This is a genomic window from Isoptericola sp. NPDC057191, from assembly GCF_042670225.1.
In the GTDB taxonomy this organism is placed as follows: Bacteria; Actinomycetota; Actinomycetes; order Actinomycetales; family Cellulomonadaceae; genus Isoptericola.
The window spans coordinates 1-13,923 of the sequence record NZ_JBHUWC010000104.1 but is presented as its reverse complement, the minus strand read 5'-3'; the positions used below and the strand labels follow the sequence as shown (position 1 = coordinate 13,923).

Annotated in this window: 12 protein-coding genes and 1 pseudogene; 8 read left to right on the top strand and 5 right to left on the bottom strand. The window is 73.7% G+C overall.

What is annotated here, in order from left to right; translation table 11 throughout:
* Window positions 1–70 precede the first annotated feature (70 nt).
* A pseudogene (locus tag ACFT55_RS13340) lies at window positions 71–1,270 on the top strand (MFS transporter); the annotation flags it as partial.
* A gap of 29 nt (window positions 1,271–1,299) precedes the next feature.
* Here the strand turns inward: ACFT55_RS13340 and ACFT55_RS13335 are convergent.
* Together ACFT55_RS13335 and ACFT55_RS13330 are read right to left on the bottom strand one after the other, a co-directional pair.
* Window positions 1,300–2,436, bottom strand: a complete 1,137-nt coding sequence (locus ACFT55_RS13335) for a threonine aldolase family protein (RefSeq protein WP_380244317.1) — start codon at window positions 2,434–2,436, stop codon at window positions 1,300–1,302.
* A gap of 73 nt (window positions 2,437–2,509) precedes the next feature.
* A complete protein-coding gene (locus ACFT55_RS13330; RefSeq protein ID WP_380244316.1) occupies window positions 2,510–3,550 on the bottom strand; it encodes a LacI family DNA-binding transcriptional regulator in 1,041 nt (346 codons plus the stop codon).
* 135 nt (window positions 3,551–3,685) lie between these two features.
* Here ACFT55_RS13330 and ACFT55_RS13325 point away from each other — a divergent pair, with 135 nt between their 5' ends.
* Window positions 3,686–4,852: a Gfo/Idh/MocA family protein gene (locus ACFT55_RS13325; protein WP_380244315.1), complete on the top strand. Its 1,167-nt coding sequence runs from the start codon at window positions 3,686–3,688 to the stop codon at window positions 4,850–4,852.
* A complete protein-coding gene (locus tag ACFT55_RS13320; RefSeq protein WP_380244314.1) occupies window positions 4,849–5,949 on the top strand; it encodes a Gfo/Idh/MocA family protein in 1,101 nt (366 codons plus the stop codon). The genes ACFT55_RS13325 and ACFT55_RS13320 overlap by 4 nt, the downstream gene beginning before the upstream one ends.
* An 84-nt stretch (window positions 5,950–6,033) precedes the next feature.
* Here ACFT55_RS13320 and ACFT55_RS13315 read toward each other — a convergent pair whose 3' ends face one another.
* Together ACFT55_RS13315 and ACFT55_RS13310 are read right to left on the bottom strand one after the other, a co-directional pair.
* Window positions 6,034–7,185 carry a ScyD/ScyE family protein gene (locus ACFT55_RS13315; protein ID WP_380244313.1) on the bottom strand — a complete coding sequence of 384 codons (1,152 nt, stop codon included), beginning with the start codon at window positions 7,183–7,185 and terminating at the stop codon, window positions 6,034–6,036.
* A 263-nt stretch (window positions 7,186–7,448) separates the two neighbouring features.
* Window positions 7,449–8,708: an endonuclease/exonuclease/phosphatase family protein gene (locus tag ACFT55_RS13310; RefSeq protein WP_380244312.1), complete on the bottom strand. Its 1,260-nt coding sequence runs from the start codon at window positions 8,706–8,708 to the stop codon at window positions 7,449–7,451.
* A 113-nt stretch (window positions 8,709–8,821) separates the two neighbouring features.
* Between ACFT55_RS13310 and ACFT55_RS13305 the strand changes: the two genes are divergently transcribed.
* On the top strand, window positions 8,822–9,679 hold the full coding sequence (locus ACFT55_RS13305) for a VOC family protein (RefSeq protein WP_380244311.1): 858 nt from the start codon (window positions 8,822–8,824) through the stop codon (window positions 9,677–9,679).
* Between the two features lie 15 nt (window positions 9,680–9,694).
* On the opposite strand, the gene ACFT55_RS13300 is transcribed toward ACFT55_RS13305, so the two are convergent.
* Window positions 9,695–10,474 carry a class I SAM-dependent methyltransferase gene (locus ACFT55_RS13300; protein ID WP_380244310.1) on the bottom strand — a complete coding sequence of 260 codons (780 nt, stop codon included), beginning with the start codon at window positions 10,472–10,474 and terminating at the stop codon, window positions 9,695–9,697.
* Between the two features lie 334 nt (window positions 10,475–10,808).
* Here ACFT55_RS13300 and ACFT55_RS13295 point away from each other — a divergent pair, with 334 nt between their 5' ends.
* The 4 genes from ACFT55_RS13295 to ACFT55_RS13280 all read left to right on the top strand — a co-directional run bounded on the left by ACFT55_RS13295 (window position 10,809) and on the right by ACFT55_RS13280 (window position 13,881).
* Window positions 10,809–11,336, top strand: coding sequence for a histidine kinase (locus ACFT55_RS13295; RefSeq protein WP_380244309.1), 528 nt, complete (start codon window positions 10,809–10,811; stop codon window positions 11,334–11,336).
* A 105-nt stretch (window positions 11,337–11,441) separates the two neighbouring features.
* Complete coding sequence (locus tag ACFT55_RS13290; protein ID WP_380244308.1) at window positions 11,442–12,281, top strand: DUF4097 domain-containing protein; 840 nt, start codon at window positions 11,442–11,444, stop codon at window positions 12,279–12,281.
* A gap of 35 nt (window positions 12,282–12,316) precedes the next feature.
* Window positions 12,317–13,117, top strand: coding sequence for an ABC transporter ATP-binding protein (locus ACFT55_RS13285; protein ID WP_380244307.1), 801 nt, complete (start codon window positions 12,317–12,319; stop codon window positions 13,115–13,117).
* Window positions 13,117–13,881 carry an ABC transporter permease gene (locus ACFT55_RS13280; protein WP_380244306.1) on the top strand — a complete coding sequence of 255 codons (765 nt, stop codon included), beginning with the start codon at window positions 13,117–13,119 and terminating at the stop codon, window positions 13,879–13,881. Before ACFT55_RS13285 ends, ACFT55_RS13280 begins: the two co-directional genes overlap by 1 nt.
* The last annotated feature ends 42 nt before the right edge of the window (window positions 13,882–13,923 follow it).

Sequence of the window (13,923 nt, the reverse complement as noted above, 5' to 3'; positions counted from 1 at the left end):
GTTTCGCCGCAGGACAGGGCCAATCGCCCGCTCACAGCGCCCCACCCGTACGACCCCGAGGAGGTGGCCGGTGGCCACGAGTGCACGGCCGTTCTGGACCTACTGGGCCGCGAGCACCACCAGCGGCGTCGGCACCGCCGTCACCGCCGTCGCCCTGCCGCTCACCGCGGTGACCGTGCTCGACGCCGGGCCCGTCGAGACGGGCGTGCTCGCCGCGTCGTCGTACCTCGCCTGGGTGGTGCTCGGCCTGCCCGCCGGAGCGATCGTGCACCGGCTCCCGCTGCGCGCCACGCAGGTGGTGGCCGACCTCGTGCGCGCGGCAGCGGTCCTTGCGCTGCCGCTCGTCTGGTGGCTCGGGGACCTCGCGCTCGTGCACCTCGTCCTGGCGGCGCTCGCGGTCAACGTCGCGGAGGTGTTCTTCTTCACCGCCAACACGACCTTCCTGCCCACGGTGGTGCCGCAGCACGAGCTGACCAGCCGCAACAGCCTCGTCTCCGGCACGCAGGCCGCCACCCAGCTCGGCGGGCCGTCGGTGGCGGGCGTCCTCGTGCAGGCCGTGGGTGCGGTGCCGGCGCTACTGGTCGACGTCGTCTCCTACGTCGTCTCCGCGCTGCTGCTGCGGCGCCTGCCCGAGCGGCGCGAGCCGCCGCTGGGGGACGGCGAGACGCGGCCCGGGATGGGCGCGATGATCGCCGAGGGCTGGCGGTTCGTCGTGCGGCACCCCGTGATGGCGCCTGCCACCTGGTGGGCGTGCGCGGTGAACCTGGTGTGCGGTGTCCAGGCCGGCCTCTTCGCCCTCTACCTGGTGCGCGACCTCGACGCCCCGCCCGCCCTCGTCGGCGTCCTGCTCGCCGCCGACGGCGTGGGCTCGCTGCTGGCGGCCGCCGCGACACCGTGGCTCGTACGCCGCTTCGGCTCCGCGCGCGTGCTGCTGCTCGACGGCCTGTTCGGCTTCGCCGGGGCGCTGCTGGTCCCGTTCGGCCACGGGGTGGTCGGGTGGCTGTGCTTCGCCGTCGGCACGCTCGTGTTCGGCGCGTCCGTGGTGCCCGGGAGCGTCGTGACGCGCACCTATCGACAGGTGGCCAGCCCGCCCGCGCTGCTGTCCCGCGTGATGGCGACGGTCCGGTTCGTGTCCTGGAGCATGATCCCGCTCGGGTCCTTGGCCGCGGGCGTGCTGGCGGCGCAGGTGGGCAACCGGGCCGTCCTGCTCGGCTCGGCCTTCGTCATGCTGCTGGGCCCGGTCATCGTGGGCCTCAGCCCCGTGCGGAGGCTGCGGGACCTCGAGGACTACGGCGCGGATCAGCCCAGCGCGTGGGACGCGGCCGCGACGAACGCGTCGACGGTCTCCGGGGAGGTGTCCCAGGCGCACATGAGCCGCACCTCGACCCGGTCGGGCGCCTCGCCGTCGGCCCAGTCGTAGAAGCGCGCGACGGCGCGCAGGCGCTCGGCGGCGTCGCGGGGGAGCGTCGCGAACACGGCGTTCGCCTCCGTCGGGCGCGTGACGCGCACGCCGTCCGTGGCGTCTGCGCCGGGCAGCCCCTCGAGGCCCGCGCGCAGGCGCGCCGCCATCGCGTTCGCGTGCGCGGCGTTGCGGTGCCACAGCGGCTCGGCGTCGTCCTCCTCGCCGAGCAGCGCGAGCAGCTGCGCGGAGACGAACCGGGTCTTCGACGCCAGCTGCATCGTCGCCTTGCGCAGGAACGGGACGGCGGCCGCGGCCGCCTCGCGGGCGCGCGCCGACGCCGCGTCCGGCGCGTCGCCAGGCCCGAGGACGAGGACGGCCTCACCCAGCATGCCGCCGTTCTTCGCGGCCCCCAGCGAGACGACGTCCACGCCGGCGTCGGTGGTCAGGTCCCGCAGCGAGCAGCCGAGCGTCGCCGCCGCGTTGGCGAGACGGGAGCCGTCGACGTGCACGGCCATGCCCAGGTCGTGCGCGACGTGCGTCAGGGCCCGCAGGTCGTCGAGGGCGTACACGGTGCCGAGCTCCGTGGACTGGGTCAGCGACAGGACGGCGGGGTGCGCGCGGTGCACGTCGTCCCGCTGCCCGGCCCATCGGACGACGTCGTCGGGCGTGATCCGGCCGTCCACGGACGGGCAGGCGAGCAGCTTGAGGCCGCCCACCCGCTCGGGCGCCCCGTTCTCGTCGGTGTTGACGTGCGCGACGTCCGACACGACGACGCCGCCCCAGCGCGGGGACAGCGCCGTGAGCGACACGACGTTCGCGCCCGTGCCGTTGAGCACCGGGAACGCGAGCGCGCCCCCGCCGAACAGGTCGCGCACCCGGGCGTCGAGGCGGGCCGTCCACGGGTCGTCCCCGTACGCGACGGCGTACCCGTCGTTCGCGGCGGCGACCGCGGCCAGCACGTCGGGGTGCGCGGGCGCGTAGTTGTCGGAGGCGAACGGCGGCAGGGAGGTGCGGGGGTCGGTCACGGCCCCCAGGGTAGGCGGGCCGCCGCCCGCCGGCGTAGCGGTTCCTCGTCGTCCTGGCGCAGGACGGGGAGGAACCGCCACGTCAGCGACGTTCGGCGGTCGGGTCCCCGCCGGTGGACTCCCGCCACACGACGCGGTGGATCGGCGCGCCCGGGCCCGGACGGGGCTCGCCGCGCACGGCCGCGACCAGCCGGCGCATCGCGGCGCGGCCGGCCTCCGGGAAGTCGACGTCGACGGTGGTCAGCGACGGCATCATGAGCGCGCTCATCTCGAAGTTGTCCCAGCCTGTGACGACGAGGTCGCGCGGGGCCGACCAGCCGCGCTCCGCCGCGCCGCGCAGCACCCCGGCGGCGAGGAAGTCGTTGGCCGCGACCACCGCGACGGGCGGGGCGTCGTCGGGGAGGTCGGCGACGGCACGGCGGGCGTCCTCGCCCGACCATGAGCCGCCGAGGACGCCGAGCGAGACCACGCCGGGCGTCGCGGGGTCCGCCGCGGCCCGCGCCACCGAGGCGAGGTAGACGTCCCGCCGGGCGCGGGCCGACGCGTACTGCTCGGGCCCGGCGACGTGCACGAACCGGCGGTACCCCGCGGCGACGAGCGTCTCCACGAGCACCTCGACCGTGCGGGCGTCGGCGAGGTCCCCGAGCGTGCGCATCTGCTCGTCGAACGTGGCCTCCGCCACGACCGGCGTGCCACCGTCCGCCGGCGTGCGCGCCGGGTCGGACAGCACCCCCGGCAGCACGGGCACGAGGGTCAGGATCCCTTCGTACTGGCCGCTCGCGGCGAGCTCGCGCACCCGCTCGGACCGCCCTGCGACGGTGTCGTCGTCGGTGTGCGTCTCCATGACGTAGCCCGCGGCCTCCGCCACCTCTCCGGCCCCGGCGAGGAGCCGGAGCTGGTGGTCGAGCGTGGCACCGGTGACCACGGCCAGGCGGCCCGACCGGCGCGTGCGCATCGAGCGGGCGGCGAGGTTGGGCCGGTAGCCGATCGACTCCGCCACCCGCAGGACGTGCTCGCGGGTGGCCGCGGAGATCGTGCCCCGGCCCGTGAGCGCGTAGGAGACGGTCGCCTGCGACACCCCCGCGAGGCGCGCGACGTCGCGACTGGTGGGTGGGGTCGGCACCGCCACAGTATGGCCCTCCGTCCGTGCGCCGCTGGTGTCCCGCTTGACAGGGCCGCAGGCCGCCGCCACGCTGGGTGATCGTTCACATGATACGTATCATGTGAAGTCATCACGTGTCGTTCCACCGGAGGAACCATGCTCACCATCGGGATCGTCGGCACGGGCGGGATCGCTCGCGCCCACGTCGCCGGCTATCGGCGCTTCGACGAGGAGTGCGAGATCGTCGCGCTGTGCGACCCGGCTCCCGGGCGGGCCGAGGCGCTGCGCGCGGAGCTCGGGCTCGACGGCGCCCGCGTGTACACCGACGCCGGCGAGATGCTCGCCACGGAACAGGCGATCGGGCGCCTCGACCTCGTCAGCGTCGCGACGCCGCCGTCCACGCACGCCGCGCTGGCGGTCGCCGCGCTGGAGGCGGGCGTCGACGTGCTCGTCGAGAAGCCGATGGCCCCGTCGCTCGAGGAGTGCGACGCGATGATCGCGGCCGCGGAGGCGAACGGCCGGCTGCTGTCCGTCGTCGCGCAGAACCGCTTCCGCGACGACATCGCCACCCTCAAGGAGGTGCTGGACTCCGGCCTCGCGGGCGACGTCACGCACGCGCAGGTCAGCTCGGCCTGGTGGCGCGGCACCGAGTACTACGACCTGTGGTGGCGCGGCACGTGGGAGAGCGAGGGCGGGGGCTGCACGCTCAACCACGCCATCCACCACCTCGACATGACCCTGTGGATGCTCGGCTCGCCGAAGGCCGTCACGGCCGTCCTCACCAACGCGGCCCACGAGAACGCCGAGGTCGAGGACCTGTCCGTGAGCGTGCTGCAGTACGAGCGGGCGCTGGCCGAGGTGACCGCGTCCGTCGTGAGCCACGGCGAGGAGCAGGCGATCGTGGTGCAGGGGCGCCACGCGCGCGTCTCGCAGCCCTGGAAGGTCGTGGCGGAGACCGCGAACCCCGCCGGGTTCCCGGACCGGGAGGGCGACACCGAGCGGGTCGCCGCCATCGAGGCCGTCGCCGCCGCCCACCGCCCGCTGGCGCACACCGGCCACGCCGGGCAGATCGGCGACATGCTCGACGCCGTGCGCGAGCGCCGTCGTCCCGCCGTCACGGGCGAGGACGGCCGCCGCGCCGTCGAGCTGGTCACCGCGATCTACGAGGCCGGCGTCGAGCGCCGCACCGTGGACCTGCCGCTGCGTCCGGACGACCCGTACTACCGCACGGGCACCCTCGTGGCGCGGGCGCCGCACTTCTTCTCGAAGACGGCGTCCGTGGGCGAGCTGCCCGGCGCGATCACGGTCGGGGCCAAGGCATGAGCGCGCACCCGACGAGCAGCTCGACGAGCACCGCGAGCGGCGCCGCCTACGCCCCGGACCCCGTTCCCGCGCCCGTCGTGGAGCCGGGCGAGTTCGTCTTCGCCGCCACCAGCCTCGACCACGGCCACGTGTACGGCATGTGCGAGGGCCTGGCCGGGGCGGGCGGCACGCTCCGGTGGGTGTACGACCCGGACCCGGCCAAGGTCGAGGCGATGCGCCGCAAGTTCCCCGACGTCCGGGTGGCCCGCAGCGAGGCCGAGATCCTCGACGACGCCGAGGTGCGCCTCGTCGCCGGTGCGGCGGTCACGTCCGAGCGGGCAGCCCTGGGGCTGCGGGTCATCGAGGCGGGCAAGGACTACTTCACGGACAAGGCGCCGCTGACGACGCTCGACCAGCTGGCGGCCGCCCGCGAGGCCACGGCGCGCACCGGCCAGAAGTACGCCGTGTACTACTCGGAGCGCATCCACGTCGAGGCCGCCGTGCTGGCGGACCAGCTGATCGGCCGGGGTGCGGTCGGGCGCGTGCTGCAGGTCATCGGGCTGGGGCCGCACCGCCTCGGCTCGGGCCGCCCCGACTGGTTCTTCGAGAAGGAGAAGTACGGCGGCATCCTGTGCGACATCGGGAGCCACAACTTCGACCAGATGCTGCACTTCGCGGGGGCGAAGGACGCCGAGGTCAGTCATTCCGCCGTCGCGAACTACCACCACCCGGACCACCCGGAGCTCGACGACTTCGGCGAGGCCGGCATCGTGATGGACAACGGCGCCACCGGGTACTGCCGGGTGGACTGGTTCACGCCAGACGGCCTGAGCACCTGGGGTGACGGCCGTACCGTCATCCTCGGGACGGACGGGTACATCGAGCTGCGCAAGTACGTGAACGTCGGCACGGGCGAGGGCGGCGGGCACGTGTTCCTCGTCGACGGCGAGGGCGAGCACCACCTGGTCGCGAACGGGAAGGTCGGGTTCCCCTACTTCGGGCAGCTGATCCTCGACTGCCTCGAACGCACCGAGAACGCGATGACGCAGGAGCACGCGTTCAAGGCCGCCGAGCTCAGCGTCCTCGCCCAGCAGGGCGCCCGGATGCTCACGCCCTGACCCGAGCACGCTGTGGGTACGAAACTGGCGGGAATCCGTGACCGAATTCCCGCCAGTTTCGTACCCACAACGCGATCGGTGGGGTCAGCGGCCGTGCCAGTGCGACCTGGGCAGGTCGATGCGGACGAGGTGGCCGTCGGGAGGTCCGTCCTCACCGGGCAGCACGTTCGTCGTGGCCAGCAGGTCGCCGTGGTTCCACTCCAGCGCGCCCGGCAGGGCGGTCTCGACGACGGTGCGGTTGCCCCAGCGGGTCAGCTGCGTGATCTTGCCGCCGAAGAGCTCGGAGACGTAGACGTCCCCGCGCGGCGACACGGCGAGGTTCGTGGAGCCGAGGAAGCCGCCCCCGATCTTCCGCGCCGAGCCCGTCCACGGGTTCACCCGGTAGGCCGCGCCACGCGCCCCGAGGCTGGCGTCCTCCGGGCCGCCCGGGAGCGTCGTCACGTACAGCTGGCCCCACGGGCCGACCTCGACGTCCGTCGGCACGGGCTCGAACCAGTACGTCTCACCGACGACGCAGTCCGGCAGGCCGAACATCTCCGCCGCGTCGGCCGTGACCACGGCAGGCTGCGCGGGCAGGACGGCCACGGTCCGCACGCGGCCCCGGTCGCTCACCGACAGGATCGCGTTCATGCCCGCGTCGGCGACGAACGTGGTGCCCCACGCACGCGTGGTGGCATACGGGTGGGAGTCCTGGATGCCTTCGTACCGGACGGGGATGCCGTCCGGCGGCGCCTGGTCCAGGCAGGCCTGGTCGACGTCGCGGAACCCGTAGGTGACGTCGCCGTCCGGGTTGTTCGCGTTCTCGTACGCCCGGACGTCGGCGAGGGTGCGGGCCGGCCCGGCCGGGTTGCCCCAGCGGTCGAGCCGCAGCGTCTTGATGCTGGACGCCACCGGTCCTGTCTCTTCGTCGATGAGGGTCTCGGTGAAGGTGAGCGTGCGGTCCCGGTGCCGGTCCCGGAAGGAGACCCCGCCCACCTCCTCGCCGTTCGCCGACGCGTACAGGACCGAGGTGTCGCCGTGCCGGTCCACCTCGGTGAGCAGGCCGGCGAAGTTCTGCGTGACGTACGAGGTGCCCCTCGCGCCGACCGCGGCGCTCAGGGGGCTGACGAGGCCGGTGGCCACGTCCGTGACGGTCGGTGGTCTCGGGGAGGGTTTGCCGCCGTGGGCGGCGGCGGGGCTCGCGGCGAGCAGCAGCGCCGTCGCTGCTGCAGCCACCGCGGTGGTCGCGCGTCTCATGGGTGCTCCAGTGTGCCGAGCGGGGAGGCGGGTCGTCCGGGGGACGACGTGGCGCACGCCGCGGACGGCGGTGCCGTGCGGTCAGCGCCTGCCGACCGGAGGTCTGCGCTCGGCGAGCACGTCACGCTCGGCGGTGAGCACAGCACTCCCCACCCTGCACCCGACCCGCGGGCGGTCGCCACACGCAGGCCAGGTCGCAGCGGGTGAGAAAATCGGGATGGATGCCCAGGTCAGCGGCCTGCGATGGTCGTCGCGGGCGACCGTCAGCGGGCCGCCAGGTCCACCCAGACGAGCCGGTGGTCGCTCGACGGGAAGGGGTAGACGCCGGTGAGCCGCGACAGCGGGTCGGCCTGGACCGGCCAGAACACCCCCGCGTCGCGGACCCGCAGGTTCTTCGAGGGCAGCACGTAGTCGGCCCGCAGGTTGCCGGGCGTCGTGTCCGCGAAGTCGGCCGTGTCGAGGGCCGGGTCCCCCTGGTGCGTCGCGTTGGCGCCACCCTGGAGCGCCGCCGCCTCGACCGCTCCGGCGGAGGTCGGCCGCGGGTCGGTGATGCGCGGGTGGTCGAGGAGCTGGTCGACCGCGGCGTCCACCGAGTCCCCGTCGAGCGGGTCGGCGTTCTGGTCGCCGAGGATCACGAAGCGCTCGCCCGGCCGGAGGCCGCCGTGCCCGCCGCGGTCGTCGTAGATGTACTGCGAGGCACGGCCGGGGGTGACGTAGTCGGCCCAGAAGCGGATCTCGTCGTGGTTGCGCCGGCCGTTGCGGTCCTCCGGGCCGTCGAACGTGGGCGGGGTGGGGTGCGCGGCCAGCACGTGCACGGTGCGCTTCCCGACGCGCACGGGCACGTCCCAGTGCGACTTGCTGGACAGCCGGACGACGTCGAGCTCCTCCGGCGAGTACCAGTCGGCCGGCTCGGCGGTGGCCGGGTCGTCGGGCAGGAGGGCTCCCGGCATGTCCTTCCACAGGAAGTGCTGGAACGTGCGCACGTGCCTCGTGTCGATCGGGTACTTCGACAGCACGACCATGCCGTACTGCCCCTCGAACTCGCCGAAGCCGAACGCGTCGTTGCCGCCGCCCACCGTGCCCGAGTTGTCGAGGTCGAAGCCGCTCGGGACGCCCGTGTTCGACGGCGCGGCGTAGGCGTAGCGGTAGCGCACCGGAGCCGCACCCTGCTGGGACACCTCGAGGTAGTGCTCGCGGAAGAGGTCCACGCTCGCGTGCGCGGCGTCGTAGTCGAACTCGTTGAGCAGCACGACGTCCGGGTTCGCGCGCTGGATCACCTCCGCCACCGTGCGGGCCTGCGCGTCGTCGCCGGTGGACAGGTCCGACCGCAGCTCGCCCTCCGTCGCACGGTTGAGCGACAGGTTGTAGGTCGCGACGCGGAGCGTGTCGCGCTGCGCGTGCCCGCCGTGCGGCTTGCCGTGGGCGCCTGCGGCGAGCGGGGTGACGGCCAGGCTCGCGCCGACGGCGAGCGCGGCCGCGGCGGCGACGAACGGGTGACGGAGGGCACCACGACGAGGGGTCATGTCGCCACGGTAGGGAGCGGAGAGCTCGCGGGGAAGAGGCTCGCGGGGACCTGTGGATGAACGTTCGGTGCCCGCGTCCTGCTCGTGTCGGGGGCAAGGGGCAGGGTGGGCTCATGACGCAGCACACCTACCCGCACGGTGTCCCGAGCTGGATCGACCTGGAGGTCGCCGACGTCGACGCGGCGCTCGCGTTCTACGGCGCGCTGTTCGGCTGGTCCTTCACCGAGAAGCTGCCGCCCGGCGCCCCGGGCCGCTACGCGGTGGCGTCGCTCGACGGCACGGACGCGACCGCCGTCGCGGCGTTCGCGACGCCCGACCCCGCGGTCGCCGCGGACGCTGCTCCGGCGTGGAACACCTACCTCGCGGTGGACGACGCCGAGGCGGCCGCGCAGCAGGTCGCGGCACTGGGCGGGCAGGTCGTGACGCCGCCCGAGGCGGTCGGTCCGCCCGGCGCCGTGGCGGGCACGATGGTCCGCTTCGTCGACCCCCAGGGCGCGCCGGGCAGGCTGTGGCAGGCGGGGACCCGGCTCGGCGCCCAGGTGGTGAACGCGCCGGGCACGTGGAACTTCAGCAACCTCGTGACGCCCGACCCGGAGCGCGCGCTCGCGTTCTACGGGCCGTTGCTCGGCTGGGAGCACGACCCGGCGCTCGCGGCCGGGATGGTGCGCGTGCCCGGCTACGGCGACCACCTCGCCGCGACCTCCGACCCGGACATCTACGAGCGTCAGGCCGGCTTCACCCCGCCGGGGTTCGCCGACGCCGTCGCCGGCGTGGAGCCCACGGACGGGCCCGCGCGCTGGTCGATCGCCTTCGCCGTCGCCGACCGGGACGCGGCGGCCGACGCCGCGACGGGCGCCGGCGGCACCGTGGTGTCGACCGAGGTCAACGAGTGGGTGCGGGCGGCCACGGTGCGTGACCCGTTCGGTGCGGAGCTGGTGCTGTCGCAGTTCGCGCCGCAGCACGCCGGCTGACCCGGCGCTGCCGGGTCAGGGACGCCGCGCCTGCACCCACAGCACGGGCGTGTCCATAAACGTGGCGCGCGCCGCCTCGCGGGCGTCGACGAGACCGGCGTCGGTCAGCAGCCGCTGGATGCCGCCGTCGGCGTTGTCCTCGCGGTGCTGGTTCACGCCGATCTCACGGTGCCGGTGGCCTCCGTGGTCGTGACCGTCGCCGTGCGGGTGGCCGTGCCCGCTGCCGTGGCCGTGCCCGCTGTCGTGACCGTGCCCGCCGGGGGCGTCGAGGTCGGCGACCGTGACGAGCCCACCCGGCCGCAGGACCCGAACGAGCTCAGCGGCGAACCGGCGCTTCTCGTCGAGCGGGACGTGGTGCAGCGCGAGCGACGAGACGACGTGGTCCACGCTGCCGTCCGCGGCGGGCAGGCGGTCCGCGAAGCCGCGCACAAGGGTCAGGGAACCCCGGCGCCCGACCCGACGCCGGCGCGCCTTGCGGGCCGCCCGGCTCAGTGCGGAGCCGTCCGGGTCGACGCCGGTGACGTGGGCGTCCGGCACCTCCTTCAGCACGGTGAGGGCGAGGTTGCCCGTGCCGCAGCCGACGTCGAGCACGTGCTGCCCCGGCGTGACGCCGGCCAGCTCGACCGTCCGGCGGTGGAGGCGGCCGGCCCGGCGCCACCAGCTCTGCACGTCGTACCAGGGCATCTTCCACGCGCTGCTCATCCCCGGCAGGTACGCGCGGTCCGCCTCGTTCGGTCGGACGTCGTCGAACAGGCGGACGCCGCGCTCGGGCGCTTCCTCGGGATGCGGGGTCACGGCCCCACGCTAGCCGCCGTGGCCCGCCCGAGGGCGGGCGAGCTGGTGAGGTGCTCGCGCCGAGGACGTTTCCGTTTTTCGTGGTCTCCGCTCCGCGGGATCGACGCGCGCTCGGCGGTCACCGCTCCGCCCCCGCTGGTTCTTCCTGCTGAGCCGCACTGACGCGCGTCGAGCGGTCGAGATTCCTGCCCGGCCGAGGCTGCACGAAAAGACAACGTCGTCGGGGTGCCGGAGCGGGGCCGCTCGCGGCACAGCGGAGGTCTGACACCACCTCGTGGCAACTGATGACACCAAACCTCTTGCGGTGACACCACAGTGGTGTCATAGTGGAGCCATGGACCTGATCCGATACGTCGACCAGCTGCAGCAGCAGCTGGCGACCGCAGCCGCGGCGGGCGGTGACGAGGCGCGAGACCTCGCCGGCCGTCTGACCGCCCCGCTCGACGCCGCCGCCCGGCTTGTGCTGCTCGAGGCACTGTCCGACGCGGCGGGAGAGATCTCCGCCGAGCTGGCCCCCGGCTCGGTGGACATCCGGCTTCGCGGCGGCTCGCCCGAGTTCGTCGTCTCGGCGCCCACCGCGCCCGCGCCGGCGTCTGCGCCCGGCCCCACCCTGGCGGCGACCGGGCCCGGATTCTCGGTGAGCGTCGACCTCGAGGGCGGCGCCACCACCCGCACCACCCTGCGGCTGCCCGACCACCTCAAGACACAGGTCGAGGTCGCCGCCGCCAGCGACGGCGTGTCCGTGAACACGTGGCTCGTGCGGGCGGTCGCCGCCGCGCTCGAGCAGTCCACCGGACGCCCGGCCGCGCAGCCCCGTCCGCAGCAGCGCGGCTCCGGCCGCGTCACCGGCTGGGTCCGCTGACCGCCGCACCACCTAGCACCACCTCGCACCACCTCGCGCGACCCCGCCCCGCCGCCCTCCTGACCCTGCCTGACACCACACCGACACCACTGTTGGAGCCCCGTCATGCCCACTTTCCCCGCCCCCCACCCCGTCCCCGTCCTCGTGGACGTCCCCTTCGCCAACGTGCACGTCGTCGCCGGCGAGCGCGACGACGTCGTCGTCACCGTGCTGCCCACGAACAGCAAGCCCGGCAGCGTGCGCGCCGCCGAACAGGTCCGCGTGGACCGCGACGGCGAGTCGGTGTCCATCACCTACCCCGGGTCGTGGAAGCAGTACGTGCTTCCCTTCACGTCCGGTACCGCCGACATCACCGTCGAGCTCCCCACGGGCTCCGTGGTGCGCGGCAAGGCCGGCTCGCTCTACGCCGAGGGCGTCCTCGACGCCGTCGACATGACGCTGTCCGCCGGGAACGCCCGCGTCGACGACGTCGAGCGGCTCGACCTCAAGGTCGCCGCCGGGTCGGCCACCGCCGGCCGGGTCTCGGGTTCGCTGGACATCAAGGTCAGCGCCGGGTCCGTCTTCGTGGACGAGGTGACCGGCGACGGCGTGATCCGCGCGAGCAACGGCACCACCACCGTCGGTGCCGTCGTCGGCACCCTCGAGGTGCACGGCGCGCACGGCGACATCGCGGTGAGCCGGGTGCACGGCACCTTCACCGCGAAGTCCGCCCACGCCAGCATCCGGGTCGCCGCCCTCGAGTCGGGCGCCGTCACCCTCACGTCCTCCTTCGGCTCCATCGAGGTCGGGGTGCCCGAGGGCACCGCCGCCTACCTCGACGTCGCCTCGGAGAACGGCTCCGTCCGCAACCACCTGACCCCCACCGAGGGGCCGGTCGAGGACGAGGCCACCGCAGAGATCCACGCCAGCACCGGCTTCGGCGACGTCGTCGTCCGCCGGCCGTGAACGACGACATCGACACAGGAAACGGAGCACCGGACATGACCACCGATCTGACCGCCGACCCTGCCATCCAGGTGCGCGGCATCGAGAAGACCTTCGGCGACCTGCACGTGCTGCGCGGCGTCGACCTCGACGTGGCGCGAGGCAGCATCTTCGCCCTGCTCGGCTCGAACGGCGCCGGCAAGACCACGCTCGTGCGCATCCTGTCGACCCTGCTGAAGGCGGACGCGGGCACGGCCGTCGTGCACGGGTTCGACGTCGCGGCCAAGCCTGGGGACGTGCGTGAGTCGATCAGCCTCACCGGCCAGTTTGCCGCCGTCGACGAGGTGCTCACCGGGCGCGAGAACCTCGTCCTCGTCGCCCGGCTGCGCCACCTGCCGGACGCCGGAGCGATCGCCGACGACCTGCTCGCGCGTTTCTCCCTCACGGAGGCCGGTGCGCGCCGGGCCGGCACCTACTCGGGCGGCATGCGACGTCGGCTCGACATCGCGATGAGCCTCATCGGGGACCCGCCGATCATCTTCCTCGACGAGCCCACCACCGGGCTCGACCCCCAGGCGCGCATCGAGGTGTGGCAGACCGTCAAGCAGCTCGCGCAGGGCGGCACGACCGTGCTGCTCACGACGCAGTACCTCGACGAGGCCGAGCAGCTGGCGGACCGGATCGCGATCCTGCACCAGGGCACCATCATCCAGAACGGCACCCTCGCCGAGCTCAAGCAGCTCCTCCCGCCCGCCGAGGTCGAGTACGTCGAGAAGCAGCCGTCCCTCGAGGACGTGTTCCTCACCCTCGTGGGTGCGGGCCCCGCCGACCAGAGCAGCACTGGAAAGGAATCCTGATGACCACCGCCGTCCTCAGCGACACCCGCGTCCTCACCGGGCGGTCGCTGCGTCACATCCTGCGCAGCCCTGACACGATCATCACCACCGCGGTGACGCCGATCGCGCTCATGCTGCTGTTCGTCTACGTGTTCGGCGGGGCCATCGACACAGGCTCCAACGAGTCGTACATCAACTACATGCTGCCCGGCATCCTGCTCATCACGATCGCCTCGGGCGTGGCCTACACGTCCTACCGGCTGTTCCTCGACATGCAGGGCGGCATCGTGGACCGCTTCCAGTCCATGCCGATCGCGAGGTCGAGCGTGCTGTGGGCGCACGTGCTCACGTCGGTCGTGGCGAACGTGGTCTCCGTGGCGATCGTCGTCGCGGTCGCGCTGATCATGGGCTTCCGCACCGGCGCGTCCGTGGGGGCGTGGCTCGCCGTGACCGGCATCCTCGTCCTGTTCACCCTCGCCCTGACGTGGCTCGCGGTCATCGCCGGGCTGTCGGCGAAGACGGTCGACGGAGCGAGCGCCTTCAGCTACCCGCTGATCTTCCTGCCGTTCATCAGCTCCGCGTTCGTGCCCACGGACACGATGCCCGCCCCGGTCGCCTGGTTCGCCGAGCACCAGCCGGTGACGTCGATCGTCGACACCGTGCGGGCACTCTTCGCGGAGCAGCCGGTGGGAAGCGACATCTGGGTCGCCCTGGGCTGGCTCGTCGGCATCCTGCTCATCGCGTACGGCTTCGCGGTCGCCGTCTACCGCCGCCGGATCGGCTGAACCGCGCTCCGCGTCGTACGCAGCAGGGCCGCACCGGGTTCC

What these genes read in the sequence shown, in the direction of transcription:
- ACFT55_RS13325 (WP_380244315.1), top strand. Translation starts at nt 3,686, where the DNA reads ATGCTCACCATCGGGATCGTCGGCACGGGCGGGATCGCTCGCGCCCAC.
- ACFT55_RS13320 (WP_380244314.1), top strand. Translation starts at nt 4,849, where the DNA reads ATGAGCGCGCACCCGACGAGCAGCTCGACGAGCACCGCGAGCGGCGCC.
- ACFT55_RS13315 (WP_380244313.1), bottom strand. Translation starts at nt 7,185, where the DNA reads ATGAGACGCGCGACCACCGCGGTGGCTGCAGCAGCGACGGCGCTGCTG.
- ACFT55_RS13310 (WP_380244312.1), bottom strand. Translation starts at nt 8,708, where the DNA reads ATGACCCCTCGTCGTGGTGCCCTCCGTCACCCGTTCGTCGCCGCCGCG.
- ACFT55_RS13305 (WP_380244311.1), top strand. Translation starts at nt 8,822, where the DNA reads ATGACGCAGCACACCTACCCGCACGGTGTCCCGAGCTGGATCGACCTG.
- ACFT55_RS13295 (WP_380244309.1), top strand. Translation starts at nt 10,809, where the DNA reads ATGGACCTGATCCGATACGTCGACCAGCTGCAGCAGCAGCTGGCGACC.
- ACFT55_RS13290 (WP_380244308.1), top strand. Translation starts at nt 11,442, where the DNA reads ATGCCCACTTTCCCCGCCCCCCACCCCGTCCCCGTCCTCGTGGACGTC.
- ACFT55_RS13285 (WP_380244307.1), top strand. Translation starts at nt 12,317, where the DNA reads ATGACCACCGATCTGACCGCCGACCCTGCCATCCAGGTGCGCGGCATC.
- ACFT55_RS13280 (WP_380244306.1), top strand. Translation starts at nt 13,117, where the DNA reads ATGACCACCGCCGTCCTCAGCGACACCCGCGTCCTCACCGGGCGGTCG.